The following is a 23,205-nucleotide window of genomic DNA, read 5'->3' as shown; positions in this document are numbered from 1 at the left end:
ACGCGCCGGCGCATCGCTGTGCAACCGCGAACCGTTACTGTTTAAGAAGCTTCACGATGGTCAGCGTGCCATCCACATTTTCAACGCGAACCTTGACCTTTTCGCCCTCCTTCGCCTGTTTGACCATCGACGCATCCCTGGCCTTATAGGCCATCGTCATCGCCGACATGCCGATGTTCTTCAGTTCGCCGTGCTGGAGCGTCACCATGCCGGTCGACGAGTCCACCTTCTTGACGACCGCATCGGTGAGCGCGGCGTTGTTCGGCACCCCGGCACCCATTGCGCCGCCGTTCATCTTCATGCCCGCCATATCGTCCGCCGCCAGCGCCGCGCCAGCGAGCGTAAGACCGGTACAGAACGTAGCCGTCAGGGTAATCAGTTTCTTCATTGGTTTTCTCCAGAGTGAGTTTGCGGCACAAGCGTGCCATTGGGTACTACATGAGGTTGAAGCGATTCTTGCGTGTTTGCTCTCATGCGCGCCACGCGGCGGCGTTGCAGCAATAGCCAGGCGGCCGGAATGATGAGCATCGACAGGAGCGGCGCGGTCACCATGCCGCCAACCATTGGCGCGGCAATGCGCTGCATGACTTCGGAGCCGGAGCCATGGCCCAGCATGATCGGGATGAGGCCTGCGAGGACAACCGCGACCGTCATCGCCTTGGGTCTCACACGCAGAACCGCGCCTTCGCGGATGGCATCGACAAGCGTCTCTTCGGTAAAGGGCTCCCCTTCCTCAAGTCGACGGTTAAGTGCACCCTTCAGATACAGCAGCATCACGACACCGAATTCGGCCGCCACGCCCGACAACGCGACGAATCCCACCGCCGTGGCAACGGACACCGCGTGCCCCAGGATCCATATCAGCCAGAACCCGCCGACCAGCGCAAATGGCACCGTCGACATAAGCAGGAGCGCGTCGGCCGCCGAGTTGAAGGTCAGGAAGAGCAGCACAAAAATCACGACGAGCGTCACAGGAATCACGGTTCGCAGTTTCGCAGCCGCCCGCTCCAGATACTCGAACTGCCCCGACCACGCGATCGAATAACCCGGTGGGAATACAACGTGCTGCGCAACGGCGATCTGCATTGCCTTCACGGCGGATTGCAAGTCGGTATCGCGAATGTCAACGTAGACATACCCCGACAATCGTGCATTTTCGCTACGGATCATCGGCGGGCCATCGGAGATCTTGATCGTGGCCACGTCTCCCAGCGTGATCTGCGCGCCGCGGTCCGTTACAACCGGCAACTGACGTATGTTGTCGACGGAGTCCCGAATCTCCCGTGAATAGCGAATGTTGATCGGAAAGCGCTCGCGGCCCGCGATAACCTCGCCAACGTTATCGCCCCCCACCGCAGTCGACACGACGGACTGGATGTCGGTCACCGACAGACCATAGCGGGCGGCCGCGAGGCGGTCGATGTCGACGTCGATGTAGTGACCGCCGTTCAGGCGTTCCGCCAATGCCGACGTGACGCCCGGAACGTTCTTCAGGACGGACTCGATCTGCGTAGCGATCCTGTCTATCTGCCCGAGGTCCGCCCCGGAGATCTTCACCCCGACCGGCGTTTTGATGCCGGTAGACAGCATGTCCAGGCGATTGCGAATTGGCGGCACCCAGACGTTCGACAGGCCGGGGATCTTCACCCGTGCGTCGAGTTCATCCACCAGCTTCTCCGGCGTCATGCCCGGGCGCCATTCGCTGCGTGGCTTGAACTGGATGGTGGTCTCGAACATCTCGAACGGCGCGGGATCGGTCGCGGTGTCGGCACGTCCCGATTTGCCGAACACTGTCTTCACTTCGGGAACCGTTTTGATGAGACGATCCGTTTGCTGCAGCAGTTCGGCGGCTTTGTCTGCCGAGATACCCGGTAAGGCGGTCGGCATGTAAAGCAGGTCGCCTTCATCGAGCGGCGGCATAAATTCACCGCCGAGCCGCGACACGGGAATCAACGTGATAGCAAGCGCGACAGCCGCCAGCCCGATCGCAACCCACGGCCGGCGCAGCGTCGCTTCGAGCAATGGACGGTACAGCCGGATCAGCACCCGGTTGATCGGATTGGCGTTCTCATGCGGAATCCGGCCGCGGATCAGATAGCCCATCAGTACCGGCACGAGCGTGACGGACAACCCGGCGGCAGCGGCAATGGTGTAGGTCTTCGTGAACGCCAGTGGCGCAAACAGCTTCCCTTCCTGACCTTCGAGCGAGAACACCGGAATGAACGACAGCGTGATGATCAGAAGCGAAAAGAACAGTGCCGGACCGACCTCGGCCGCGGACTGCGCGATCAGTTCCCATCGCTGGGCGGTTGTGATCGGCGTATCGGGGTGCTTGTGGTCGTACGCTTCCAGATGTTTGTGGGCGTTCTCGATCATTACGATAGCGGCATCGATCATCGCGCCAATCGCGATCGCGATGCCGCCCAACGACATCAGGTTTGCGTTGACGCCCTGATAGCGCATCACGATGAACGCGGCCAGCACCCCGAGCGGCAGCGACAGGATCGCGACGAACGCACTGCGCAGATGGAACAGGAACACCGCGCAGACCAATCCGACGATGATGAACTCCTCGATAAGCTTGTCCTTGAGGTTGTCGACTGCGCGTTCGATGAGCTGCGAACGGTCATAGGTCGTCACGACCTCGACGCCTGGCGGCAGGGATTTCTTCAGGTCGGCGAGCTTCGCCTTGACCGCTTCGATTGTCGTCAGCGCGTTCTTTCCCGAGCGCATCACGATCACTCCACCGGCCACCTCGCCTTCCCCGTTCAGTTCTGCAATGCCGCGGCGCATTTCCGGTCCAATCTGGATGCGGGCGACGTCGCCGAGCAAAACGGGGGTCCCGGTGTCATTCGTGCGCAGCACGATATTGCGGAAGTCATCGAGCGAGTGCAGATACCCCGATGACCTGACCATGTACTCGGACTCGGCCAGCTCGACCACTGAACCACCCGATTCCTGGTTAGCCTTGCCGATCGCATCCACGACCGCACTCTGCGTGATTCCGTAGGCGCGAAGCTTGTCCGGATCCAGAACGACCTGGTATTGCTGCACCATGCCGCCGATGCTGGCCACCTCGGAAACGTCCGGTACCGACTTCAGCTCGAACTTTAGAAACCAGTCGTTCAAGGCCCGGAGCTGCCCTAGGTCGTGTTTGCCCGTGCGGTCGACCAGAGCGTATTCATAGACCCAGCCCACGCCGGTGGCATCAGGCCCGAGTGAGACTGTCGCGCCTGGAGGCAAACGGCTCTGCACCTGATTCAGGTATTCGAGCACGCGCGAGCGGGCCCAATACTGGTCCGTCTTGTCATCGAACAGCACGTAGACGAACGCATCGCCGAACGACGAATAGGCGCGAATGGTGGTGGCGCCCGGTACACCCAGCAGTGTCGTCGTGAGCGGATACGTCACCTGGTCTTCGACGACTTGCGGCGCCTTGCCGGGATACGATGCCTTGATGATGACCTGCGTGTCGGACAGATCCGGCAGCGCGTCGAGCGGCGTCTGGGTCAGCGAATAAACGCCCCACGCGGTGACGAGCACGGTTGCAAGCAGCACAAGGAAGCGGTTGTAAATCGACCAGCGAATGATGCGCGCAATCATTTCGTACCCCCGACCGGTTCGACCTGCGTCAACTGGTAGCCGTCATCGGACGGCTTGAATACGAAATGCACGGACTCGCCTACCTTGACGTCCGGAAATGCCGTTGGAGATGGCTTACCGAAGGTCATGGTCATCGCCCCCCAGCCCAGCGCCGGCACCGGCTGGTGCGAAAACGTGATGTCGCTGGGGGTGACTTTTTCCACCTTGCCGGTCGTCTCGTAGGTCTGCGCAGCGGCAGGCGCGGAGGCAGAAGCAGGCGCCGAGGCCGACGCCCCGGGTGCCGCGCTTCCTTCGAGTTTCGGCAGCACGGAGGTCAGGCTCGCTTCCGAGTCGATCAGGAACTGGCCCGATGCGACGACCTGCTGGCCCTCAGTCAACCCTTTCGTCACCTCGGTGCTGTCGCCGCTATCGTTACCGACCGCGACCTGGACAGGCTGCAGCCGGCCGTCGTTATTCCTGACGATAACGATCGACCGCTTGCCCGTCGTGATAACCGCTTCGGACGGCACAAGCAGTCGCGAGACCGGTTTCGCCCCACTGACACGTGCGCGCATCAGCATCCCCGGGGTCAGCTTCAGGCCGGCGTTATCGATTTCCAGACGCGCCTGCAGCGTCCGGCTGTCCGGAGTGATGCCCGGCAAGATTTCACGGATGTGGCCGCTAAAGTGCTGCGACGCGTCGCCGGCGAACGTCGCGTCGACCATCATGCCGGGCTGCACCTGCAAGGCGAGCGACTCGGGTATCTCAACGATCAACCACAGCTTCGAAAGACCCGCGATCTTGGCAAGCGTTTGCCCGGGTGACACCATCGCACCATCGCGAACATTGAGTTCCGTCAGCACGCCGGTTTGCTGGGCGAATAGCGTGGCGTGGGTCTGCGCCTTGCCGGTTCGGTCGAGGCTCGCAATGAGTCCGTCCGGAATCGACAGCGCCTGCATGCGCGCACGTGCTGCCGCAAGCAGGCCGGCATCCATGCCGCCGCGCTTGAGCGCCAGGTACTCTTCCTGCGGCGCCAACCAGTCGGGAACGAAGAGCGACGCAATCGGCGCGCCCTTTGCGACACGTTGCATCGGAGCACTTGCGTACAGGTGGTCGATATAACCCGTCACCCGCGACTGGACGACATCGGCCATCGACTCATCGAACTGGGTGGTTCCGATCGCATCGAAACCCTCAGCGGTGTCCTGCCGGACCACCGTCGCGTATCGGATGCCAAGATTCTGTTGAAGCGTGGAGTCGACCTTGATGCCGCTTGAACCGCCTTCGTCCGCGAAGACGGGCTGAAGCTCCATGTTCATGAAGGGCGATTTGCCGGGCTTGTCGAAGTGCTGTTTCGGCACCATCGGATCGTGCCAATAGAGCACTTTGCGACCCGTCTTTGGGTCGACCTTGTCGCCGGGTGCGGATGGAGTCGCGGCCGCGGCCGACGCCATGGGTGCATCTGTTGCAGCACGATGGGTGCCGATCACATAGCCGGCGCCTAGCAACACGGCTGCCGTGAACACTGCCGCAACGGCGCGTACGATCAGTTTCTGGTTCATGTTTTTCTCTTTACTGGCCGGAGGTCATGTCGGGCGGCAGAACCTGGTATTCCAGCTGCGCCCAGACGAGGGAAACTTCCCGTTCAAGGTTCAATACCTGAAGGTCCGCTTCGAGCTGCACGTGTCTCGCGTCCAACGCATCAGCAAGCGTGCCGGCACCCGACCGGTAGGCGGCATTGGCCAGCTGCACTTTTTGCTTAGCTGCGGGAAGAACGGTTTGCTTTGCATTGGCCAGACGTTCCCGGCCACCGGCGAGCTTTGCCGTCAGGCTCTGGATATCAGCGACGACCTGGCGCTCGGTGTCTTCGTAAGTGAGCCGTGCCTGCGTACCCATCTCGGACTTTTGCTCGACGTCGCGGTCTTCGACGTTCCGGCGGTGGATCGGCAAAGGGATGGAAACGCCTACGGACACGTAGTCCGGGAACTTCCCGCCGCTCTTGAAGTAGGTCAGCCCCCAGGTCCAGTTCGTGCTCCTGTTGCTTCGGGTAACGTCCGTGTCGGCATCGGCCAGCGAGATGGCTGCGCGGGCCGCGATCAACGAAGGCTGGACCTGAGCGAGTTGCTCGACGCTTAAACGGGACACTTGTGACTCAAGTTCCGGTGGGGTACCGGCGACTTCCAGCACGTTGCCTGCCGCCGTCCAGCGCGACAACGCAATCAACGCGGTCTTCTCGTCCTGCTGCGCATTGATCAGTTCGTCACGCGCATTCCCGAGCGTCAGGCTGGCCTGGGCGACGTCGACCGCCGTCCCTTTTGCGCCACGGTAGGACGCCTGCCTTGCCGTAAGCTCCTCGCTCAGATGGTCCACCAGCGCCTGGCTCAGGGCGACGGCTTTTTTTGCATAGATGGCGTTCAGCCAGGCCATGGCCGCTTGCTGACGGACCTCGGCCACCTTTTCAAGGACCGTCGATTGGTCGCGCTCTACAGCACGATCGGCGAGCGTTGTCTGCAGTCGGCGCTTTTCCGGAGACACCCATTCCTGCTGGATGCCGATGCCGCCCATCGTGAAATTGTCCTGCCCGATGGTGAAGGCATTGGGTCCATTGACAGGGAGGTCCTGGACACTCAGATTCAGGGTGGGATTGGGTAGTTGACCGGCTTTGACAACCACGTCCGCACTTCCCCGAACCGAGGCTTGCGCAGCCTGGATCGAAGACGAGCGGTTGGTGGCTATTTGAAGCGCCGCGTCAAGCGTCAAGCCCGCGTCTTGGGCGTGCGCCGCGTGGCCAGCCAACAGGCCGAACGCGAAAAGGACAGCACATGAGCGAGCCCAGGCGCGCCGGGATGCCGGCGTGCCAATAATGGAAAGCATGTTCTAACCTCGAATGGTCGAGCCGCGTATAGCCGCGCGAGCGGACACACGAACTCACGTCCCGAAACAGGACGACATCACCGCGCAAAAGCGGTGAACCAGAACGATGGAGTTAGAGGGACTGCGGTGGACGCCAGAGGCCATCCGGCGCGCGGATGGAGAGCGACTGTGCGTAGTGGAAGCTGACGGGGACAAACGACCCGGCGGGTCGAGTCACGGTGGGAGAAGAAACGGGGTGATAGAGGCTACCCATCTGACACTGGGCACTCACCTTGCATAGCGATGCCTTCGACTTACCCTGTTCGCTGGACATTGGGCTCATCGAATCGCAGCCGGGCATATCGGCCGACATGGCAGCGATGTCGCTGGTCGTGGCGGATTCCATCGGGCACTGTCCAGTCGTGCCGCTGGCTGCCAGCCCACTCAGGGGCAGCATCACACACAGCAGCAAGACGAGAAGTGTCCGCAGAATTTTCATCGCAGCGAGTATAGCGCAGCCATTTCAATCTGGTTTGCGGCTTTTTAACCAGCGCACCGGCGTGCGCTGTCTACCCCAGCACTACGCGGAGCCTTCGCGCCGATAGCCTTTTGCGCCACCAAACAAGGTGGCGCGCTGCGACCAGTCATGCGTTGTTTCCCACAAGCGCAAGACGTCCATCGCTTCCTTGCGGAATTGTGCGTCCTGCTCCGCCGTGGCAGTTACGGCCGTCAACTCAAGGCGATGCCCGGACGGATCGAAGAAATAGATCGAGTACAGGAAATCATCATGAATAGTCGGCCCTACGACCGGGATGCCCCTTCCCGTCAGCGATTCCTTAGCTCGCTCGACAGTCGCTTTGTCGGCGACGCGAAAAGCAAAATGCTGCACCCAGTCCGGTGTCCCCGCATCTCTGCCTGAAGGCTCTCCCTCATCGGCCGGCAACTCGAAGAATGCAATGCAGGCGCCGTCCTCCATTTCGAAGAAGATGTGGATGTGCGGGCTATATAGGCCCGTCGAAGGCACGTGATCCTCGCCCATCGCGTGAATAAACTTCAGACCGAGCACTTCCGTGTAAAAATCGACCGTCTCACGTGCGTCCCGGCAGCGAAACGCTGCGTGATGCAAGCCCTTGCAAAGCATGATGTTTTCTCCTTTCAGAAACGCTGCCGGCCGCGACTTATCGTGCCGCCGACACGAAGCGCTGGTCGATATAGCCGAAAGTGGACTGACCTTCGCGATCAATGTGCTCAATACGCACGCGATCCCCGAAACTCAGGAACGGCGTGGATGCCTTGCCGTCGCGCAATGTCTCGAGCGCCCGGATCTCGCCAATGCATCCGCACCCGACCGACTCATCCTCGTTCGACACGGTGCCAAGTCCGACGATCGTGCCTGGCTCGAACGCTCGCGTTTGGGCAACGTGGGCGATCAGATCGCCATAGTGAAACGGCGTATCTATACCGGTATCGATACTGCCAACCGTTTCACCGCGCACCGAGCACTGCATCCTCCCTCCCACAAGCCCTTCGTGCCAAAGCGGGCCCAATTCGTCGGGCGTCACGGCAATCGGGCCCAGGCTCGACGCAGGCTTGCCTGTCAGAAAGCCAAAGGTCCGCTTCAGCTCCGCGGGGATCAGCGCGCGCAATGACACGTCATTGAGGAGCACGAACAGACGAATATAAGAACACGCTTCCTGCGGACTGACACCCATGGGAACATCCCCCGTCACCGCGGCGACCTCCGCTTCGAAATCAATTCCAAGGGCTTCTGACGGCAACGGGATGTCGTCTCCCCAGCCGAGAAATCCGTGCGAAATACCTTGGTAGACCAGCGGCTTGTCCATCAAATCATCCGGAAGAGCCTCGCCGCGGGCAGCACGGTTGCGCTTGATATGGCTCACATAGGCAGCGCCATCGAGGTATTGATAGCTCCGCGGCAAAGGCGGCCCCACTTCGCTCCACTCGATAGCAAAGGCGCCTGCTGCCTTCCCCGCATTCAGCGCCGCATAGAGCGCCTCGAGCCCTGGAGCCGTCTCATCCCAATCGTCGAGCGCCGCCTGTAAAGTGCGCGCCACCGAACTCGCGCGTACAACATGCCGCAAGTCTCGACTAACCACCACCAATTCACCGTCCCGTCCGGAACGCAATGACGCCAGCTTCATATCTGTTCAAGCTCCTGATCCCAAGTTTCATCAACGCGATTGAGTGCGTTGGATCATAGGCGCTGCATTGGAGCCGTCGTCGTCAATTTCCACCTGGCGAACACGAACTACCCCTTGGCATGTCCGACGGGCGTCTCCTCGCCATCGACGCAGCGGTTTGCGAAGGATCACTGCGCGGCAGGTTGCGGCATGACGAGTTGCCCGAATTCACCGTTCTGAAAAGCGCTGATCCGATCGTCAAGTTGCTCGCGGGTATTCATGACAAACGGCCCGTGTTTGGCAATCGGTTCATTCAAGGCCGGGCCGGAAAGAATGACAAAATGGCTGCCTTCATCAGAGACGAGCCGAATCGCTACCCCGTCCTCCGTCGCACCCTTGTCTAGAGCCACACCGACCGCCTCTCCAGCCATCAACTGTCGCACCGCGCCCCCCACTTCTACCCGTAACGCTCCCGTGAGTGCGTAAATCAACCCGTTCCAGCCACGCAATAGCTCATGGCTAGCTGCAGATGAACGTGAAAGGAAGCCGTCCAACAACGTGAATGGTTCGGGTAGTTGGTCAGAGTGGGCCGCTCTCACGCCATTGCTGCTGCCCGCAACCACACGCACACGAACGCCGGGCGCTTTGAACTCCGGGATGTCCTGCGGCTCCACGTGAACGGCATAGGGCGCGTCAAACTTCTTGCTGGCCGGCAGATTCACGAAGATTTGCAGCGCGTGAACATGCTGCTCCTCGCCCTCGGGCTGCTCGGTATGCACCGCCCCGCGGCCCGCGGCAAACCAATGCAACGCACCGGGATTGATGGGGCCTTGGTTGCCAAGCGAATCGTAATTGACGTGCGCGCCTGTCGCGTCCTCGAACACATAGGTCACCGCCGAGATTCCGGCATGCGGATGCGGCGCAAAGGTAGGCGCCGTCATGTGAAAATGATCAAGCATGACAACGGGGTCCATCAATCCGCCGAACGCACGCTCTTCAAAATGTTTTGCCTGAAACGCTTCGCCAATGGTCATGTCTTGACCGGCGACGACATGCGACACGTGCAGGAACTTGTTCATGGTGAAACTCCGTCTTATTACAGTGACGTCCAGCTCCGAAACCATCCGGCCATGTCGGCCCGGACGGCTTCGGGGTGGTTCAGACGAGGACGATGACAGTCCTCAGCGAATTGAACCGTTACCTCACTTGCTTGCAGCGTTCTTCAACTGCCACACCAGGTTGGCGAACGGCATATCAAGATCGGCATACACCTGCTGAGCCTTCGGATCGTCGTTGCCATGCAGCATTTCCACACCAGCGGTGGCATAGTCGGTAACCGGGATGCCAGCACCCGCCAGGCGCTGCAGCCCCACAGTGCGCTTGTCATCGCTAAACGTACCCGACGCGTCTAGCACCACACGGGGGTCATAGCCTGCGGCCTTGAGCGACAGCGCAGGGAACGTGGCACACACCTCCAGCGAAACGCCGGCGATCAGAATCTGTTTGCGCCCAGTCTTCTCGATGGCGGCCCGCACATTCGGATCGTCCCAGGCATTGATCGAGGTCCGGCTGATCACCGGGACACCGGGAAGCGCGGCAGTCAGTTCAGGGATGGTGGGGCCCCACATGCCATCGGGCATCGTAGCGGTGACAATGACCGGGATACCGAGCGTCTTCGCGGCTTTCGCCAAGGCCACCACGTTATGCTTGAGCTGACCGACATCGATATCGCGCACGCCGGTGAACAAGCCAACCTGATGGTCAACCAGCACCAGCACCGTGTTGTCTCGCGATAACAAGGAGTACGGAGCACCCGAAGGAGCGACCGCCTTCGTCGCAGGCGCTGCGCTGGCCGCCTGGACCATCGTGGCGGAGGTAGTGACGACAGCCAGGGCGAAAACCGCGGTTTTCAGGAGAGATAGGATTTTCATGATCGTTATTCACAGTTGGCATTTGGATACGGCATCGGCGTATGGACGCTCCCGCCGGACTGTCCGGTGCACATCTGCTCCGGTTGAGATGAATCATATTTGCGCAACGACAAACGATAAATATGGTATTTCTCAACCTATCGTTTCTCACAGGAAACGATCAATAAGCCAACCCAACGACACCTGGACGTCGGATGAAGCCCGTATCTTCTGACCTGAACGACCTCTATCTTTTTGCTCAGGTGATCGAGCATCACGGTTTTACCGCGGCAGGAGAGGCGCTTGGCGTAAGCAAATCCCATATCTCGCGACGGATCACCGATCTGGAAGCCAACCTCGGCGTTCGACTGCTTCAACGAACCTCACGCCGACTTAGCTTGACCGACGCCGGCCAGGCGCTTTACGCGCATTGCCGAGCCATGATTTCCGAAGCGCAGGCCGGTGAAGAGGCGGTTCGGCGTCGGACTGCCGAGCCCACAGGACTGGTGCGGGCCAGCCTGCCCGTCGCGATTACGGACATCGTGCTGGCCAGATTGCTGCCCCGCTTCATGTTGCGCTACCCCAAGGTCCGACTGGTAATCGAGGCCAGCAACCGACAAGTTGACCTCGTCGAGGAGCACGTCGATGTGGTGGTACGTGGTCTGCGTTTCGAAGTGGAGTCTTCCAGTCTGGTCCAGGCCCCGCTGTGCACTGCGCGTTGGGGGTTGGTGGCTAGCCCTGCGTATCTGGCCGGAACCGGGATGATCGGTGAACCGGACGCGCTACCTCACGACGATCTGTTGATCTACGCGTCGATCAATGAGCCGGCGACCGTACTGCGCCTGACCGGCGCAAATGGCGAAGTTGCCACGCGGACTATTCAACCGCGCCTGCAGAGCGACAATATCGCGACGCTGAAGGAAGCCGCGTTGGCAGGAATGGGCATCGCGGGCCTGCCTCTCTATGCATGCACGCGTGAGATCGAAAGTGGGACTTTGTGCGTCGTACTGCCGGAGTGGCGCCCCAGGGAGGGGCGATTGGCCGTGCTGTTCCCGACGCGCCGCGGAATGATGCCTGCGGTACGCGCCCTGGTCGACTTTCTGAAGGACGAACTGCCGCCCCTTTTGAGTTAAAGCCGGCGCGCCACCCTCACCTTCCCTTGCGAGGCGCGGCGGTCGAGCCCCTGACGATCAGTCTGGGTGGCAGCACGACTTTACGCACCGACTGGTCGCGATCGTCAATCGCCTGCTCAAGAAGATCGGCCGCTTGCCGCCCCATTTCTTGATGGCTGATGCGGATGGTCGTCAAAGGCGGTTCGACCATGTCTACCAGTGGCATATCGTTGTGCCCAACCACAGACAGGTAACGAGGGCATTGCAGTCCGCTTTCGCGCAACGCGTCGTACATCCCGAGCGCAAGCAAATCGTTGGCAGCGACGATCGCCGTGACATCCGGGTGGGCACTCAGCAGCCGCCTCATGGCTTCGGCCCCATGTTCCCGTGTATAGGTCGAAGCCACCTCGCAAGGTGCGCCATTGCCGTCCAGACCGTGTGACGCGAGTGCCTGCACGAAGCCTTTACGCCTCAGGAACCCCGTCGAATGATCTGGAGGACCGGCAATATGGCCAATCTTGACATGCCCCAATTCCACCAGGTGGTCGACGGCCAATTGGGCACCAAGCAGTTCATCAGAAACGACCGCCGACAATCTTGCGTCATCTTCCGCCCGGTTGACCAGCACCGTGGGCACGCCTTTTTCGATACAAAATGACGCCAGCGGATCGTGGCGCGTCACCGTGGCGAGAATGAGTCCGTCGACTCGCCGCGCAATGAGGCCGTGCGCAAATTCCAATTGGGTCTCGCAGTCGGAACCGACGTAAGCGACGATTGCGAAGTACCCGTGCGCGGCAAGGCGTTCCGTTGCTCCAGCCAGGATCGGGGTAAATACGCTCGTTGCGATCTGGGGAACCAGAATGCCAATCAGTTTGGAGCGCCCGGTTCGCAGACTTGCCGCCACAGGATCCAGCCGATACCCGAGCTTGCTGGCAGCCCTCATGACTCGCGCCACCGCCTCAGGCACAACAACCGAACGCGTCGCCGGATTCAATGCGCGCGAAACCGTTGAAACGTGGACCCCGGCGAGTTCGGCGACCTGTTTCATGGTGACTGGCCGCCGATTGGCAGGTTGAGTTGTTTTCTCTTTCACGACAAGCCTGCTCTAGTTCAGTCTGTAATATGGCCGGGCCAGCCCGTGAGCGGGCAAGCGACAAAACGGGCCACGCTAACCGGAATGGTCGGTACGCGCACGTAGCTGGGCGTGCAACTACCTTGCAATCGATTGTATCAGTCGTGCCCCAAAAGGCAAACAAACCGAAGGTCGGTCATCCAGGGACGGGCAGAAAGGCACGGTCCGCCCCTAACCTTGCAAAGTCATTAAGGTGAGTTGGCCACGGTCGTCAAACTGTCTCGCGAAGGATCCCAATTTTTGGCTTGCTCTCTGCAATCGATTGCAGTACATTTCACTCGGAAGCCCATCGTGCTGCCGTGCCGTGCGCCATTCGTCCGGCTTTGCCCATAACCCGCTATGGCAGGCACGACAAGGCTCTTCGCAGTGACGACTCAGTTGCACCTACCCAACGTAGTCCCTATGTCACTGCTATTTCATTTTTGCAATCGATTGTAAGGAGATGGCCAAATGGCTGAAGCTACGCTGGACAGATCGAATCTGAATCGCCCGTACTGGGGTGCCATCCTTGGCGGCAAAGTCGTTGAGGCTAACGGTGACCAAGCGTTCTTTGTCGTCGAGGAAGCCGCGACCGCGAACCCACTGGGACGAGTGGTATCCGCAGACGAAACGCTCGTAGGCCAAGTGGTCGCAGATTCCCGACAAGCGTACGAAAATGACTGGTGCCAGCGTTCGCCACGCGAGCGCGCGCAGTTGTTGCATCAAGTTGCAGCGAAGATTCGCGAACACGCCGACGAACTCGCTGAACTCGAGGCCCGTGAAGTCGGGAAGCCAAAACGTGACGCGCTTCGCTTTGACGTCTCTTACTGTCACGCATGCTTCGACTATTTCGCAGGTCTGGCCGATACGCTCCATGGTGAAATCCTTGACCAAGGTGCGATTGAGGCGCGCGTGCTGTTTGAACCGTATGGCGTGGTCGCGGCCATCCTTCCGTTCAACTGGCCGCCGATTCACTTTGCGAAAAAGTCCGCGCCGGCACTGGCCGCCGGAAATACCGTCATCGTGAAACCGGGTGAGCAGGCACCGCTGACCGTCATGCGACTGGTCGAACTGGCCAATCAGATTCTTCCGCCCGGCGTTTTGAACGTCGTTCCAGGCATCAAGGCCGGCCCCGCCCTGGCGTCACATCCCAAGGTCGAACGCATCAGCTTTACTGGCGCAACAGCTACAGGCCGTCGCGTTCTGCAAAGCGCCGCGGAGAACATCACCTACGCGACCATGGAGCTGGGCGGCAAGAACGCCCTTCTCATTCTGGAAGACGCGGACATGGAGGTGGCCGTGAACGTCGCCCTTGAGGGGATGTTCTATAACCAAGGGGAAGCATGCACGTCGACGGCGCGTATTCTCGTCCATGAATCCCGTTACGCCGAGTTCGAAGACAAATTTGCGCGTGCAACCGAGAGGCTCGTTGTCGGCAACGGACTGGATCCGAAAACGGATATCGGTCCGATGGTAGACGGCAAGCAGCGCGACCGCGTGATGGGATACATCGACATCGCCCTGCGTGAAGGCGCAAGGCTCGTGACGCAAGGCAAGTTGCCGACCGACGCGCAATACGAACGTGGATACTGGGTACCACCTACCGTACTTGGCGATGTCGTGCCGACGATGACGGTCGCACAGGAAGAGATCTTTGGGCCTGTCGCTTGCTTGATGCGCTTCAAAACTGAGGACGAAGCGGTCGAGATCGCAAATGGCACGGCCTACGGACTGACCGCGGCAATTGTCACGACAGACGAGAATCGCGCGTGGAAGCTCGCGCCTCGCCTCGAAGTTGGGATGATCTTTGTCAATAACTACATGCGCAGGGCATTCCTCGGCTCGCCGTTTGGTGGAGTGAAAGGCAGCGGATTCGGCCGTGAAAACGCGACTGAAACGCTCAAGGAATTTGTACGTTCGAAGAACGTCCGCTTCCCGTCCGGAAAGGCACCGATTCCAACGTGGCCGCCGAAAGACTGAGCAATGCTCTAGCGGGTTGCTGCTAGCAAGGCATGCGGGTGTCGTCCCAGGAGGCAAACACGGACGACACCGGTGTCCACTTCAAGGCACTAAGGAACAGACAGAATGAAGAAAATTCTCATCAAGAACGGTTACGTCGTCACCGTCAACGCAGAGCGTGAGGTATTCGAGCGCGGCGCAGTCGCGGTCGAAGGCAAGCGCATCACCGGCGTCTACGCGTATGAAAATACGCCGGTCGATGGATTCGACGAAACCATCGATGCCACCGGATGCCTGGTCATTCCTGGCCTGATCAATCTGCATCAACATCCGTGGTACTCGATGTTCAAGGGTATCGCGGACGGGATGCTACTCGAAGACTGGATCGACGATCTGGTTTTTCCTCTGGTTCGTCATCTGTCGAACGACGCGATGCGTCTCAGTGGATATCAATGCGCCCTCGAGATGCTCGCAACCGGCACGACGACATCATTTAATCACTCTGTGTCGGTAAGTGACGAAGCGATCGTGAAGTCGAGCGTCGAGTCCCAGGCGGAAGTGGGTATCCGTCAATTTTTCGGCAAAGAGCTGCGCTGCCGCAACAGCCGATTCCTCGACCACCCGCATTCCCTGGATGAATCACTCGCAGCTGTTGAAGAGGATATCCGTCGCTGGGACGGAAAACAGGACGGCCTGATTCGCATGGGCATGGTCATCGAAGCCAACGCCCATTGGACTTCGTCCGGTATGAGCACGGAAGAGCTCATCATCCGGGGCACGGAACTAGCACGAAAGCTGAATGTTCGCATCAGCAGTCACACCGCGGCAGGTACGTTCTCCACAGAAAAAGGCTTCCTGAAGCATCTGCGGGAAACCGGCCGCACGGATGTGCGGTATCTCATGCAACTCGGGGTCCTTGATGAACAATGGATGTTGATCCACGGCATCCACTGCACTGAACTGGATCTTGAACAAATGGCCGACGTGGGTGCCGGTCTGGTGTACACGCCAACCAGCGAAGCCATGCGCGGCGGCGGCATCGCCCCCGCGGCAAATGCTCTGCGCGCGGGTATTCCAACGGCACTCGGCACCGACGGTGCCATGGTCGACTACACGAACGATATGCTCGAGCAGGTCAAGGCATGCGTGCTCTTCCAACACCAACGCCATCTGGATCCGACACGCATGCCGTTCGAGCGGGCACTGGAAATGGCGACCATCAATGGCGCTCGCGTTCTAGGCTTCGCCGACGAACTCGGTTCACTCGAGGCGGGAAAGCTGGCTGATATCGCGGTCTTCGACATGCGAGGTCCCCACGTCGGTTCACTTCAACGTCCACTGTCCGCATTCCTCGGTGCCGGCAAGGGAACGGATGCGAAATATGTCATGGTCAACGGCGAGATCGTATTCCGCGAAGGAGACTTCACGAAGTTCAAGGACCGCAAGGAAATCCTCAGCAGCGTTGAACGGCTTGCATCTGAAATCATTTCGAAGGCCGGACTTGCCTCCAGGCTCGACATGACCTGGAAAGAGAAGTGTCCCCCGATTTCCAATCCGCGTGCTTTGATTTAGCCCGACACCATCACCTCAACAAATTTAGAACCATGGAATATGTGAACATCATCGTCGTCTGCGCCTTCCTCGCAGCGGCCGTCGTCAACCTGATAGGTCCACAGACTATCCGCGCCGAGTTCGCAAAATGGGGCTACCCGGACTGGCTCAGAATGACAGTCGCAACCGCTGAATTCGTTGGATCGATTTTGTTGTTCATACCCAGAACGCAGTGGCTTGGGGCTTCGATTCTTCTGGTGGTCACGCTGGGAATCCTTGTGTCGTTCACCAGATCGAAAGAATGGATGCGGATGCAATATCCCTTCGTATTACTCTTTCTTCTGGTGGCCATTCTCGAACAAACCCTGGCGCCTGGCCGGATCCTGCCAGGATGAGGCGTCATGAGGCCGCCCAGGAATGCTGCACACGACCCGGTATGAATCGCAGATTTCTCGACCATCCGGGTATTTGAGGGCTCGCGAGGACGGCACCTGAACCGGCTGTCCACTCGCGCCGTACGTGTGCGTGACTCTCAATCCGATTCGTTCCGCAGCCTATCCCGATCTGATCCCTAGAAGATGGACCACCTTGCCGGTGGACGAAACAGTACCACTCAAGCAGGCACCTGAATTCTCCGCGATCGGCAAGCCACTACCTCGTGTGGAGTTGCCGCGGAAAGTTACCGAAAGTCATCCCTACCTGCAGAAGCTTCGGCTATCCGGGCCGGCCCGTGCACGTGTCATTCGCCCGCCAATCAGAGGCTCAACACTAGCCAAGGTGGCACTCAAAACTGTTGCCGAATTGCCCTGCTTCATCGATGTTGTTGTCATGCGCAACTTTGTTGCAGTGGTTAGCTAGCAGGAATTTCAAGCGGATGCCACATCACGCGCCTTGACTAAAAAATGGAAGCCCCCGACCGACGCGTAGTGCCGGGACCCGCTACGCGGGCAAATAACGGGTTTGCCGCCCAGGGCGATCCGGATCTGAGGCGATCACTGTGCGAGGACGCTTTACAACTTCCCGAATGAACAAGTCGTCGTACGTTCGCTATGTGAGCCGTTGTATTTCTTCGAAGCCAAATCTACCAACGATACCGCGTCGGAGCGTCGCGGCCAGCGTCGTCGAATCCGTGTAGATATGCCGCACACAACCACCGCCGATCAGCAAGTAAGTGTGGTTCTCGACGATCTTGCCTTGACGCTGTTTGATCATATGCTCCGTCGTCACGAACAATGGACGCCCTCCTCCGAACTGTTGGCCAGGGCGTCCGCTAAAGCATCAAACATCTTGTCAACCGCAAAGCATCTTCACATCGGGACAGGCCGGGCCATCTGCCGACGAACGACAGTGGCCGCAATATCTAAGAATACTGATGACCTGCCCCGAATTTTCACCACCCAACTGTCTCATCGCGTTGAAAGAACCGTTGCTACCGACACCGGATTCCGTCTCCGATAGAGTGCGAGTCCGTAGACGCTGACGGCTGCGACTGCGATCGGAATAGACACTACTGCGAACATGACCGTAGGTGCCCATTTCGCAGCGAGCATGATGCCACCGATCATCGAACCGACGATCGATCCCACCCGCCCCATCCCCAGTGTCCACGCCACGCCGGTGGCACGCGTCGCCGTCGGATAGAAGCTCGTCGACAAAATACTGGTCCCGGTCATGGCGCCGCCGGTGCCCACACCGGTCAAGAAGAGCGCGACCAGCGCAAGTGCCGGAATTCCTGTGAGATGACCGAACGACGCGAGACAGATTGCTGCGCAAAGGAACGCGCCGGCGACCACGTACTGAGGATTCATCCGATCCATCAGGAAGCCGAGGAAAATCGCGCCGAGGCCGTTGCCAGTCAGATAGAGGGCAGTCATGAGCGATGCACGGCCAAACGGCACGCCGCTCTCCTGGATGAGCATGGTCAACCAGTTACCGAGAAAATAGACGGCCAGCAACGCCATGAATCCCGTAACCCAGAGGAGCAAGGTACCGCCGCGAAGTCCGGAACGCAGCAGATGGCTCACCGGGAATCCACGATCAGCTACTTCATCAAGCGTAAGGCGCGTATTGCCCAGCGGGGTCTGCGGCTCGATGCGCTGAATGATGGCCTGCGCGTCGGACTGGCGACCACGCGTCAACAGATAGCACGCTGACTCCGGTAACCAGACGATCAGGAATACGGACAACAACAAAGGTAGTGCGCCGCCCAGGATCAGCATCGACTGCCAACCGTAGTTGCTTACCAAATGTGGCGCGACGAGACCAGCCAGCACGCCACCTGCAGAGATGCCGCATCCAAGGGGCGCGATAAGCGTCGAGCGCATGCTGTCAGGACTATATTCGGCGGCCAGCGTATAGGCGTTAGGCATTGCGCCGCCCAACCCCAGACCGGTCGCGAGACGCAGTGCGATCAGCGCTTCAATCGACGACGCCTGCGACGAAAGAATGCTGAACAAACCGAACAGGAGTACGGCACAGATCAGCGTGGCCTTACGGCCAAAACGGTCGGCAACAGGCCCGAAGACAAACGAACCAATGGCAAGGCCAAGGAATCCGGCGCCGAACACAGGCGCGAACTGCACCGGGCTGACCCCAAAATGTGATCTGAGTGCTGGGGCGATGAAGCCAACGACGACCGTATCGTAGCCATCCAGAACCAGGATCAGGAAACAGAGAACGAGTGTCCTGATCTGGAATCCTGAAATCTTTCGTTCATTGATGAACGATCTAACCGAGATGGATTGTGTTGCTAGCATCCTATTGCTCCTGTCGCGTACAAAACGCCTGTTCAGCCAAAAAAACTTTCACAGCAAATTTAATGCAATCGATTGCATTAAAGAACTATGGTTTACCAGCGGAGTCGCTTCGAACATGCCCCAAAAAAATCGCTGTAATCAAGACGTTTTGATGCATCAGGTGAGTGTAAACCCGATGACGCGATCTTTTGACAATTCGATCTCCGTTGACTATGCTGCAATCGTTTGCAAAGTCAGGCGGCGATGAGAGTGAGATTCAGGATCGTATCTGCGACTAGGTGACCGGCTCCGATCCTGCCCTGCCTATGACCGCCTCCTGGGCACGTGCGACTGCTGCATCTACCTGCCCATGACGCGCGCTTACGGCCCTGATGCAACACGTTCACGTTCAATTCAACTTAATGAAAGCGAGGTATGTATGGCAAATGATCCGCAGAAGAAACATGTTCGAAGCTATGTCAAACGCGATGCGGCACAAGAGCGGGCGTACTCCCCCGCAGTCATCACGCAGGGTGGCAAGATTGTGTGGTTAGCGGGACAAACCGTGGTCGACGACGAACAGGGCAACTCCCTTGCCGGGGATTTTTCGGGGCAAGCACGAGAGATCTTTTCCCGGATTGCCAAGACACTCGATCAAGCCGGCGGTACGCTCGCGGATATCGTCACGATGACAGTGTCGATTACCGATGCGCGCTTTGGCGATCAACTCACCAAAATCCGCAAGGAAATTTTTGGCGACAACTTTCCCGCGAGCGCGTTGATTACGGTGGCAGGTTTGGCCAAACCGGAAATGCTGCTTGAGGTACAAGCGATTGCCGTAGTCGACTAAGCGCACCTACGGTGCCGAGTTGGCGGGCGGAGATGGAAGGCATCCCCGCCCATTTTGCATTGACGCGACACAGCAGCCTAACGCGCCCAGCGAGTCGAGTTCTGCGCCGTTCGAAGGTATTGCCGATCGATACAATCCTGGCACGATCGGTTCGTCGACACGGGCGCATGGGCATCGCGAATGCGCGAGACTTGCTCCAGTCCTGCGTCCGAAATGCTCATATCGCTAATGAGCCCGCAAATCGGATCCACCAGGTCCCCGAGTACGGCGCGGGCATCATCGTCCGTCAGTTCAACGAACTCTGCTCGCAGTATTTCGACGAGAGCCTCTTTGTTGCTCGCATCGAAAATCCAGTTCAACGCTTCACGGTACGCCAGAATGAATCTGATCAACCGATCCTGATTTCGCGAGGCCCACGAATGCATGACCGCACCAACAGTCCCCAAGTAGTCTGGAAACAGGGATTTGACACGCAACAGTACGTTGAGCCCCTGGCGCTCCGCCAAACGCTCAAAAGGCGTGCGCACCAGCGTCCCATCGTGCTTTCCGGCGACCAACGCGCGATAGCGATTACCCGTGCCTCCAGCTGCCTCAAACTTCACGTCGGTCATCGCAATCTGGTTCGCCACAAGGATTTCCCGCAGCACGAATGCAAAACCGGTTGTCAGTGCATCGACCGAAAGCGTTTTGCCTCGCAACTGCGGCACGGACGTGACCTCCGGTTTCGCCATCAACGACAGGAAGCCATGATCCCCTCCCATGAATGCAACCAGATCGGGAGCACTTCCGTCCGCGGTTTCCCCCTGCCCGCGCCTGTACGCGAGTACGTTGTCCACGCTTGTCAAAGCCACGTGCGCGGAGCCGGCCGTCATGCGATCGATCATGTCGACGGAGCCCTTCACATACTCAAGACCAACTTGCAGTCCGTACTTCCGGAAATACTGCCGCCTTTGACCGACCCATATCGGCAGGTTAAACGCGCCCTCGAAGCCGAGGACTGTAAAAACATTCAGATTCTCTTCCACGTGCCACCCTGTTTGGCTGTTGCAATCGATTGCATGCTACTCGGAGGAGTTGCACGTCGTCAAGGCGCCAACGCAGAAACGACGCTCCGTTATGCTGATTGACTGGAACGCCTTGAGGTCAACCTCAAGGCGGCAGTGCATACGATTTCGCCAGAAGAATCGATCTGGCTCATGTTGAAACTTCGCCTGTTTGTACGGGCGCACGCGGGTGAAATTGCGCCCTTAACTAGCTGGAGTGCGGCGACTGACGCCGCGTTATCGTAAATATGACGCAACGAAAGCGAACAACCCTCGGACATGTGCCGCAAAGAAAGAGGACGACTCTCAGGGAATTAGCGGAATCCGTTGGCGTTCATACGTCCACGGTTTCGCGAGTGATGAACCCCAAGACTCGCCATCTTATCGGCGATGACGTGGTCGACAAGGTCCTCAGTACTGCAATACAACTGAATTTTTCCGCCAACCGGAACGCTGCCACGCTTCGCACTAATTGTTCCTGCATCATTGGCGTCGTGCTGCCGGATATTGCTAACCAGGTATTTCCACCAATTCTGCGCGGCATTGAGGATGAACTCGCCAAAAAGGGATTCATTCCATTGATCGCAAATGCCGAAGGTGGAACGGAACGGCAACGGTTCGTTATCGATCAGATGGTCGGGCGTCAGGTTGACGGCCTGATCCTGGCGACTTCTGGCCGCGACGACCCCATCCTCGAACATTGTCTCGAGGTGGGAATACCGGTAGTAGTAGTCAATCGAAGCGAAGACAGTGGCCGCGCTTCCTGTGTTGTCAGTGACAACCAGTTAGCGATGCTACAGGCGGTCACGCACTTGGTGAAGATTGGTCATACTGCCATTGCTCACGTCGCCGGCCCGAGTGATCTCTCAACTGGGTACGAGCGCCGCCTGGGTTTCCTTGATGCAATCCGAGAGAAGGGTTTAAAAAAAACCCAATGTCCGGTGGCCGAGTCCAAAGCGTTCTCCCGTGACGAAGGTTGTGCCGCATGCGACATGCTGCTTGAACTCCATCCCGGAATCACCTCGATCGTCGCCGCCAACGACCTGCTTGCGCTAGGCTGCTATGACTCCATTCGCGCACGCGGTCTCCGGTGCCCTCAGGACATTTCGGTGGTCGGCCACAACGATATGCCGCTGATGGATTCCGTTGCGCCTCCGATGACTACCGTACGCATCCCTCTTTATGAAATGGGCGTTCGTGCTGCGATCTTGATGCTGGAAAATCTCGATGGCGGTACAAAGGCAAACGTCAACATTGTGCTGAGGCCTGAACTCGTCGTCCGCGAATCCACGATCGCGCGATGACCATAGTGCTTGCGGCCGGAGCACGCGTGAACGTGACCGGCCACACATCAAGCCGTCGAGGAATCAGGATTCCATTTTCTCGATCAACCCCATCTCCCCAGGCCCACCTAGAAGACTAGTGCCTTTGGAATCTCACTTATCAGAAAGTCCAGGTACGCCCGGACCGAAGGCAATACCCCATGCCGGAACGGCAACAGAGCAGTAAGGGTCGACTCACCTGCGGACCATTCCGGAAGTACAGGCTGAAGCCTGCCGGAGATGACATCCTCACGGCAGATATAGGCTGGCAGGGCGACGATTCCCAGGCCCATCTGCGCTGCGGCCTTCAGGCCGACCATGTCGTTGGTCATCACGCGCGGCCGAAGAGGCACCCGATGTTCGATACCGTCAGAACGTCGCAGCAGCCACGTGGGCTGAACGCCGGTGCGCATCATGAAAAGACCATTGTGGTGGGCAAGTTGTTCTGGACTATTCGGCATCCCGAACTCTTTAACGTAACGTTGACCTGCGAACAGACGCCAAGGCGCAAAACCTAGCGTTCGCTTTATAAGGTTTGAGTCCGGTAACGAATTCGAGTGCGCCCTTATAGCAAGGTCAAAATTTTCTGCAACGATATCTACGGAGGCATCTGTTACGTGCTGGATGACATTAATCTTCGGGTATCTACCCAGAAATTCCGGCAATACCTTGGCGGTTGCAAACTCCGCGATTGCAACCGCCGTGGTGACCCGGACGATGCCGCCGGGTTCAACTAGCCGCCCCTTGACGATCGCTTCCGCTGCTTGCGCCTTCTCCAACATCAGCGCTGCGTGCTTGTAGAACTCCAGGCCGGCGTCCGTCACACTGAACTGTCGTGTGGTTCTGTTAATCAAACGTGCCCCCAGCGACGCCTCCAGCTGCTGGATACGATAGCTAATTGTTGATTTGGGCACCGAAAGGCTGCGACTCGCTGCCGTCATCCCGCCACGATCTACAACACTCACGAAGTAATAGAAGTCGTTTAGATCCAGCATAGTCCTTGATTGCTCAACTCCACCAGGGTACGTGGTAGCGT

At 58.8% G+C, this 23,205-nt stretch carries 20 protein-coding genes; 6 read left to right on the top strand and 14 right to left on the bottom strand.

Annotated features, from left to right (window positions below; translation table 11 throughout):
- Nucleotides 1-34 precede the first annotated feature (34 nt).
- From GNZ12_RS17630 to GNZ12_RS17590, 9 genes are all read right to left on the bottom strand, one after another.
- Nucleotides 35-388, bottom strand: coding sequence for a copper-binding protein (locus GNZ12_RS17630; RefSeq protein WP_172311968.1), 354 nt, complete (start codon nt 386-388; stop codon nt 35-37).
- Nucleotides 385-3,603, bottom strand: a complete 3,219-nt coding sequence (locus GNZ12_RS17625; protein ID WP_172311966.1) for an efflux RND transporter permease subunit — start codon at nt 3,601-3,603, stop codon at nt 385-387. The genes GNZ12_RS17630 and GNZ12_RS17625 overlap by 4 nt, the downstream gene beginning before the upstream one ends.
- Nucleotides 3,600-5,144 (bottom strand): efflux RND transporter periplasmic adaptor subunit, encoded by a 1,545-nt coding sequence (locus tag GNZ12_RS17620; protein WP_172311964.1) that lies wholly within the window; start codon nt 5,142-5,144, stop codon nt 3,600-3,602. Before GNZ12_RS17620 ends, GNZ12_RS17625 begins: the two co-directional genes overlap by 4 nt.
- Nucleotides 5,145-5,154: 10 nt before the next feature.
- A complete protein-coding gene (locus GNZ12_RS17615; protein ID WP_172311962.1) occupies nt 5,155-6,456 on the bottom strand; it encodes a TolC family protein in 1,302 nt (433 codons plus the stop codon).
- A 112-nt stretch (nt 6,457-6,568) separates the two neighbouring features.
- A complete protein-coding gene (locus GNZ12_RS17610; RefSeq protein WP_172311960.1) occupies nt 6,569-6,934 on the bottom strand; it encodes a hypothetical protein in 366 nt (121 codons plus the stop codon).
- An 81-nt stretch (nt 6,935-7,015) separates the two neighbouring features.
- Nucleotides 7,016-7,576: a VOC family protein gene (locus tag GNZ12_RS17605; protein ID WP_172311958.1), complete on the bottom strand. Its 561-nt coding sequence runs from the start codon at nt 7,574-7,576 to the stop codon at nt 7,016-7,018.
- Nucleotides 7,577-7,613: 37 nt separating this feature from the next.
- Nucleotides 7,614-8,597 (bottom strand): fumarylacetoacetate hydrolase family protein, encoded by a 984-nt coding sequence (locus GNZ12_RS17600; protein WP_172311956.1) that lies wholly within the window; start codon nt 8,595-8,597, stop codon nt 7,614-7,616.
- A gap of 167 nt (nt 8,598-8,764) precedes the next feature.
- Nucleotides 8,765-9,655: a pirin family protein gene (locus tag GNZ12_RS17595; protein WP_172311954.1), complete on the bottom strand. Its 891-nt coding sequence runs from the start codon at nt 9,653-9,655 to the stop codon at nt 8,765-8,767.
- Between the two features lie 123 nt (nt 9,656-9,778).
- Nucleotides 9,779-10,507, bottom strand: coding sequence for an isochorismatase family protein (locus tag GNZ12_RS17590; protein ID WP_172311952.1), 729 nt, complete (start codon nt 10,505-10,507; stop codon nt 9,779-9,781).
- 194 nt (nt 10,508-10,701) lie between these two features.
- Here GNZ12_RS17590 and GNZ12_RS17585 point away from each other — a divergent pair, with 194 nt between their 5' ends.
- Nucleotides 10,702-11,619, top strand: coding sequence for a LysR substrate-binding domain-containing protein (locus tag GNZ12_RS17585; RefSeq protein WP_172311950.1), 918 nt, complete (start codon nt 10,702-10,704; stop codon nt 11,617-11,619).
- 16 nt (nt 11,620-11,635) lie between these two features.
- Here GNZ12_RS17585 and GNZ12_RS17580 read toward each other — a convergent pair whose 3' ends face one another.
- Entirely contained in the window at nt 11,636-12,691 is a 1,056-nt protein-coding gene (locus tag GNZ12_RS17580) for a LacI family DNA-binding transcriptional regulator (RefSeq protein ID WP_328806028.1), read from the bottom strand.
- A gap of 489 nt (nt 12,692-13,180) precedes the next feature.
- Here GNZ12_RS17580 and GNZ12_RS17575 point away from each other — a divergent pair, with 489 nt between their 5' ends.
- From GNZ12_RS17575 to GNZ12_RS17565, 3 genes are all read left to right on the top strand, one after another.
- Entirely contained in the window at nt 13,181-14,689 is a 1,509-nt protein-coding gene (locus GNZ12_RS17575) for an aldehyde dehydrogenase family protein (RefSeq protein ID WP_235993782.1), read from the top strand.
- Between the two features lie 105 nt (nt 14,690-14,794).
- The gene (locus GNZ12_RS17570; RefSeq protein WP_172311948.1) at nt 14,795-16,240 is read left to right on the top strand and encodes an amidohydrolase family protein; all 1,446 of its coding nucleotides are present in this window, start codon (nt 14,795-14,797) and stop codon (nt 16,238-16,240) included.
- Nucleotides 16,204-16,614: a DoxX family protein gene (locus GNZ12_RS17565; RefSeq protein WP_328806027.1), complete on the top strand. Its 411-nt coding sequence runs from the start codon at nt 16,204-16,206 to the stop codon at nt 16,612-16,614. The genes GNZ12_RS17570 and GNZ12_RS17565 overlap by 37 nt, the downstream gene beginning before the upstream one ends.
- A 652-nt stretch (nt 16,615-17,266) precedes the next feature.
- On the opposite strand, the gene GNZ12_RS17560 is transcribed toward GNZ12_RS17565, so the two are convergent.
- Both GNZ12_RS17560 and GNZ12_RS17555 read right to left on the bottom strand, forming a co-directional pair.
- Complete coding sequence (locus GNZ12_RS17560; protein ID WP_172311944.1) at nt 17,267-17,431, bottom strand: hypothetical protein; 165 nt, start codon at nt 17,429-17,431, stop codon at nt 17,267-17,269.
- A 194-nt stretch (nt 17,432-17,625) separates the two neighbouring features.
- Nucleotides 17,626-18,975, bottom strand: a complete 1,350-nt coding sequence (locus GNZ12_RS17555; RefSeq protein WP_172311942.1) for an MFS transporter — start codon at nt 18,973-18,975, stop codon at nt 17,626-17,628.
- Between the two features lie 349 nt (nt 18,976-19,324).
- On the opposite strand from GNZ12_RS17555, the gene GNZ12_RS17550 reads away from it, so the two are divergent.
- The gene (locus tag GNZ12_RS17550) at nt 19,325-19,804 is read left to right on the top strand and encodes a RidA family protein (protein ID WP_235993781.1); all 480 of its coding nucleotides are present in this window, start codon (nt 19,325-19,327) and stop codon (nt 19,802-19,804) included.
- A 77-nt stretch (nt 19,805-19,881) separates the two neighbouring features.
- Here GNZ12_RS17550 and GNZ12_RS17545 read toward each other — a convergent pair whose 3' ends face one another.
- Nucleotides 19,882-20,829 (bottom strand): ABC transporter substrate-binding protein, encoded by a 948-nt coding sequence (locus GNZ12_RS17545; RefSeq protein ID WP_172311940.1) that lies wholly within the window; start codon nt 20,827-20,829, stop codon nt 19,882-19,884.
- A 377-nt stretch (nt 20,830-21,206) separates the two neighbouring features.
- On the opposite strand from GNZ12_RS17545, the gene GNZ12_RS17540 reads away from it, so the two are divergent.
- A complete protein-coding gene (locus GNZ12_RS17540; RefSeq protein WP_235993780.1) occupies nt 21,207-22,151 on the top strand; it encodes a LacI family DNA-binding transcriptional regulator in 945 nt (314 codons plus the stop codon).
- Between the two features lie 107 nt (nt 22,152-22,258).
- Here GNZ12_RS17540 and GNZ12_RS17535 read toward each other — a convergent pair whose 3' ends face one another.
- Nucleotides 22,259-23,164, bottom strand: coding sequence for a LysR substrate-binding domain-containing protein (locus GNZ12_RS17535; RefSeq protein ID WP_172311936.1), 906 nt, complete (start codon nt 23,162-23,164; stop codon nt 22,259-22,261).
- Between the last annotated feature and the right edge of the window lie 41 nt (nt 23,165-23,205).

It is taken from the genome of Paraburkholderia solitsugae (assembly GCF_013177695.1).
GTDB lineage: Bacteria > Pseudomonadota > Gammaproteobacteria > Burkholderiales > Burkholderiaceae > Paraburkholderia > Paraburkholderia solitsugae.
The sequence above is the reverse complement of the archived record's forward strand: the minus strand, read 5'-3'. Positions and strand labels throughout refer to the sequence as shown.

Bases quoted from the DNA above. Each gene is read 5' to 3' on its own strand.
- GNZ12_RS17625 (WP_172311966.1), bottom strand. From the start codon at position 3,603: ATGATTGCGCGCATCATTCGCTGGTCGATTTACAACCGCTTCCTTGTG.
- GNZ12_RS17550 (WP_235993781.1), top strand. From the start codon at position 19,325: ATGACGCGCGCTTACGGCCCTGATGCAACACGTTCACGTTCAATTCAA.
- GNZ12_RS17630 (WP_172311968.1), bottom strand. From the start codon at position 388: ATGAAGAAACTGATTACCCTGACGGCTACGTTCTGTACCGGTCTTACG.
- GNZ12_RS17620 (WP_172311964.1), bottom strand. From the start codon at position 5,144: ATGAACCAGAAACTGATCGTACGCGCCGTTGCGGCAGTGTTCACGGCA.
- GNZ12_RS17610 (WP_172311960.1), bottom strand. From the start codon at position 6,934: ATGAAAATTCTGCGGACACTTCTCGTCTTGCTGCTGTGTGTGATGCTG.
- GNZ12_RS17585 (WP_172311950.1), top strand. From the start codon at position 10,702: ATGAAGCCCGTATCTTCTGACCTGAACGACCTCTATCTTTTTGCTCAG.
- GNZ12_RS17615 (WP_172311962.1), bottom strand. From the start codon at position 6,456: ATGCTTTCCATTATTGGCACGCCGGCATCCCGGCGCGCCTGGGCTCGC.
- GNZ12_RS17605 (WP_172311958.1), bottom strand. From the start codon at position 7,576: ATGCTTTGCAAGGGCTTGCATCACGCAGCGTTTCGCTGCCGGGACGCA.
- GNZ12_RS17535 (WP_172311936.1), bottom strand. From the start codon at position 23,164: ATGCTGGATCTAAACGACTTCTATTACTTCGTGAGTGTTGTAGATCGT.
- GNZ12_RS17575 (WP_235993782.1), top strand. From the start codon at position 13,181: ATGGCTGAAGCTACGCTGGACAGATCGAATCTGAATCGCCCGTACTGG.
- GNZ12_RS17555 (WP_172311942.1), bottom strand. From the start codon at position 18,975: ATGCTAGCAACACAATCCATCTCGGTTAGATCGTTCATCAATGAACGA.
- GNZ12_RS17590 (WP_172311952.1), bottom strand. From the start codon at position 10,507: ATGAAAATCCTATCTCTCCTGAAAACCGCGGTTTTCGCCCTGGCTGTC.
- GNZ12_RS17540 (WP_235993780.1), top strand. From the start codon at position 21,207: ATGAACCCCAAGACTCGCCATCTTATCGGCGATGACGTGGTCGACAAG.
- GNZ12_RS17600 (WP_172311956.1), bottom strand. From the start codon at position 8,597: ATGAAGCTGGCGTCATTGCGTTCCGGACGGGACGGTGAATTGGTGGTG.
- GNZ12_RS17560 (WP_172311944.1), bottom strand. From the start codon at position 17,431: ATGATCAAACAGCGTCAAGGCAAGATCGTCGAGAACCACACTTACTTG.
- GNZ12_RS17570 (WP_172311948.1), top strand. From the start codon at position 14,795: ATGAAGAAAATTCTCATCAAGAACGGTTACGTCGTCACCGTCAACGCA.
- GNZ12_RS17595 (WP_172311954.1), bottom strand. From the start codon at position 9,655: ATGAACAAGTTCCTGCACGTGTCGCATGTCGTCGCCGGTCAAGACATG.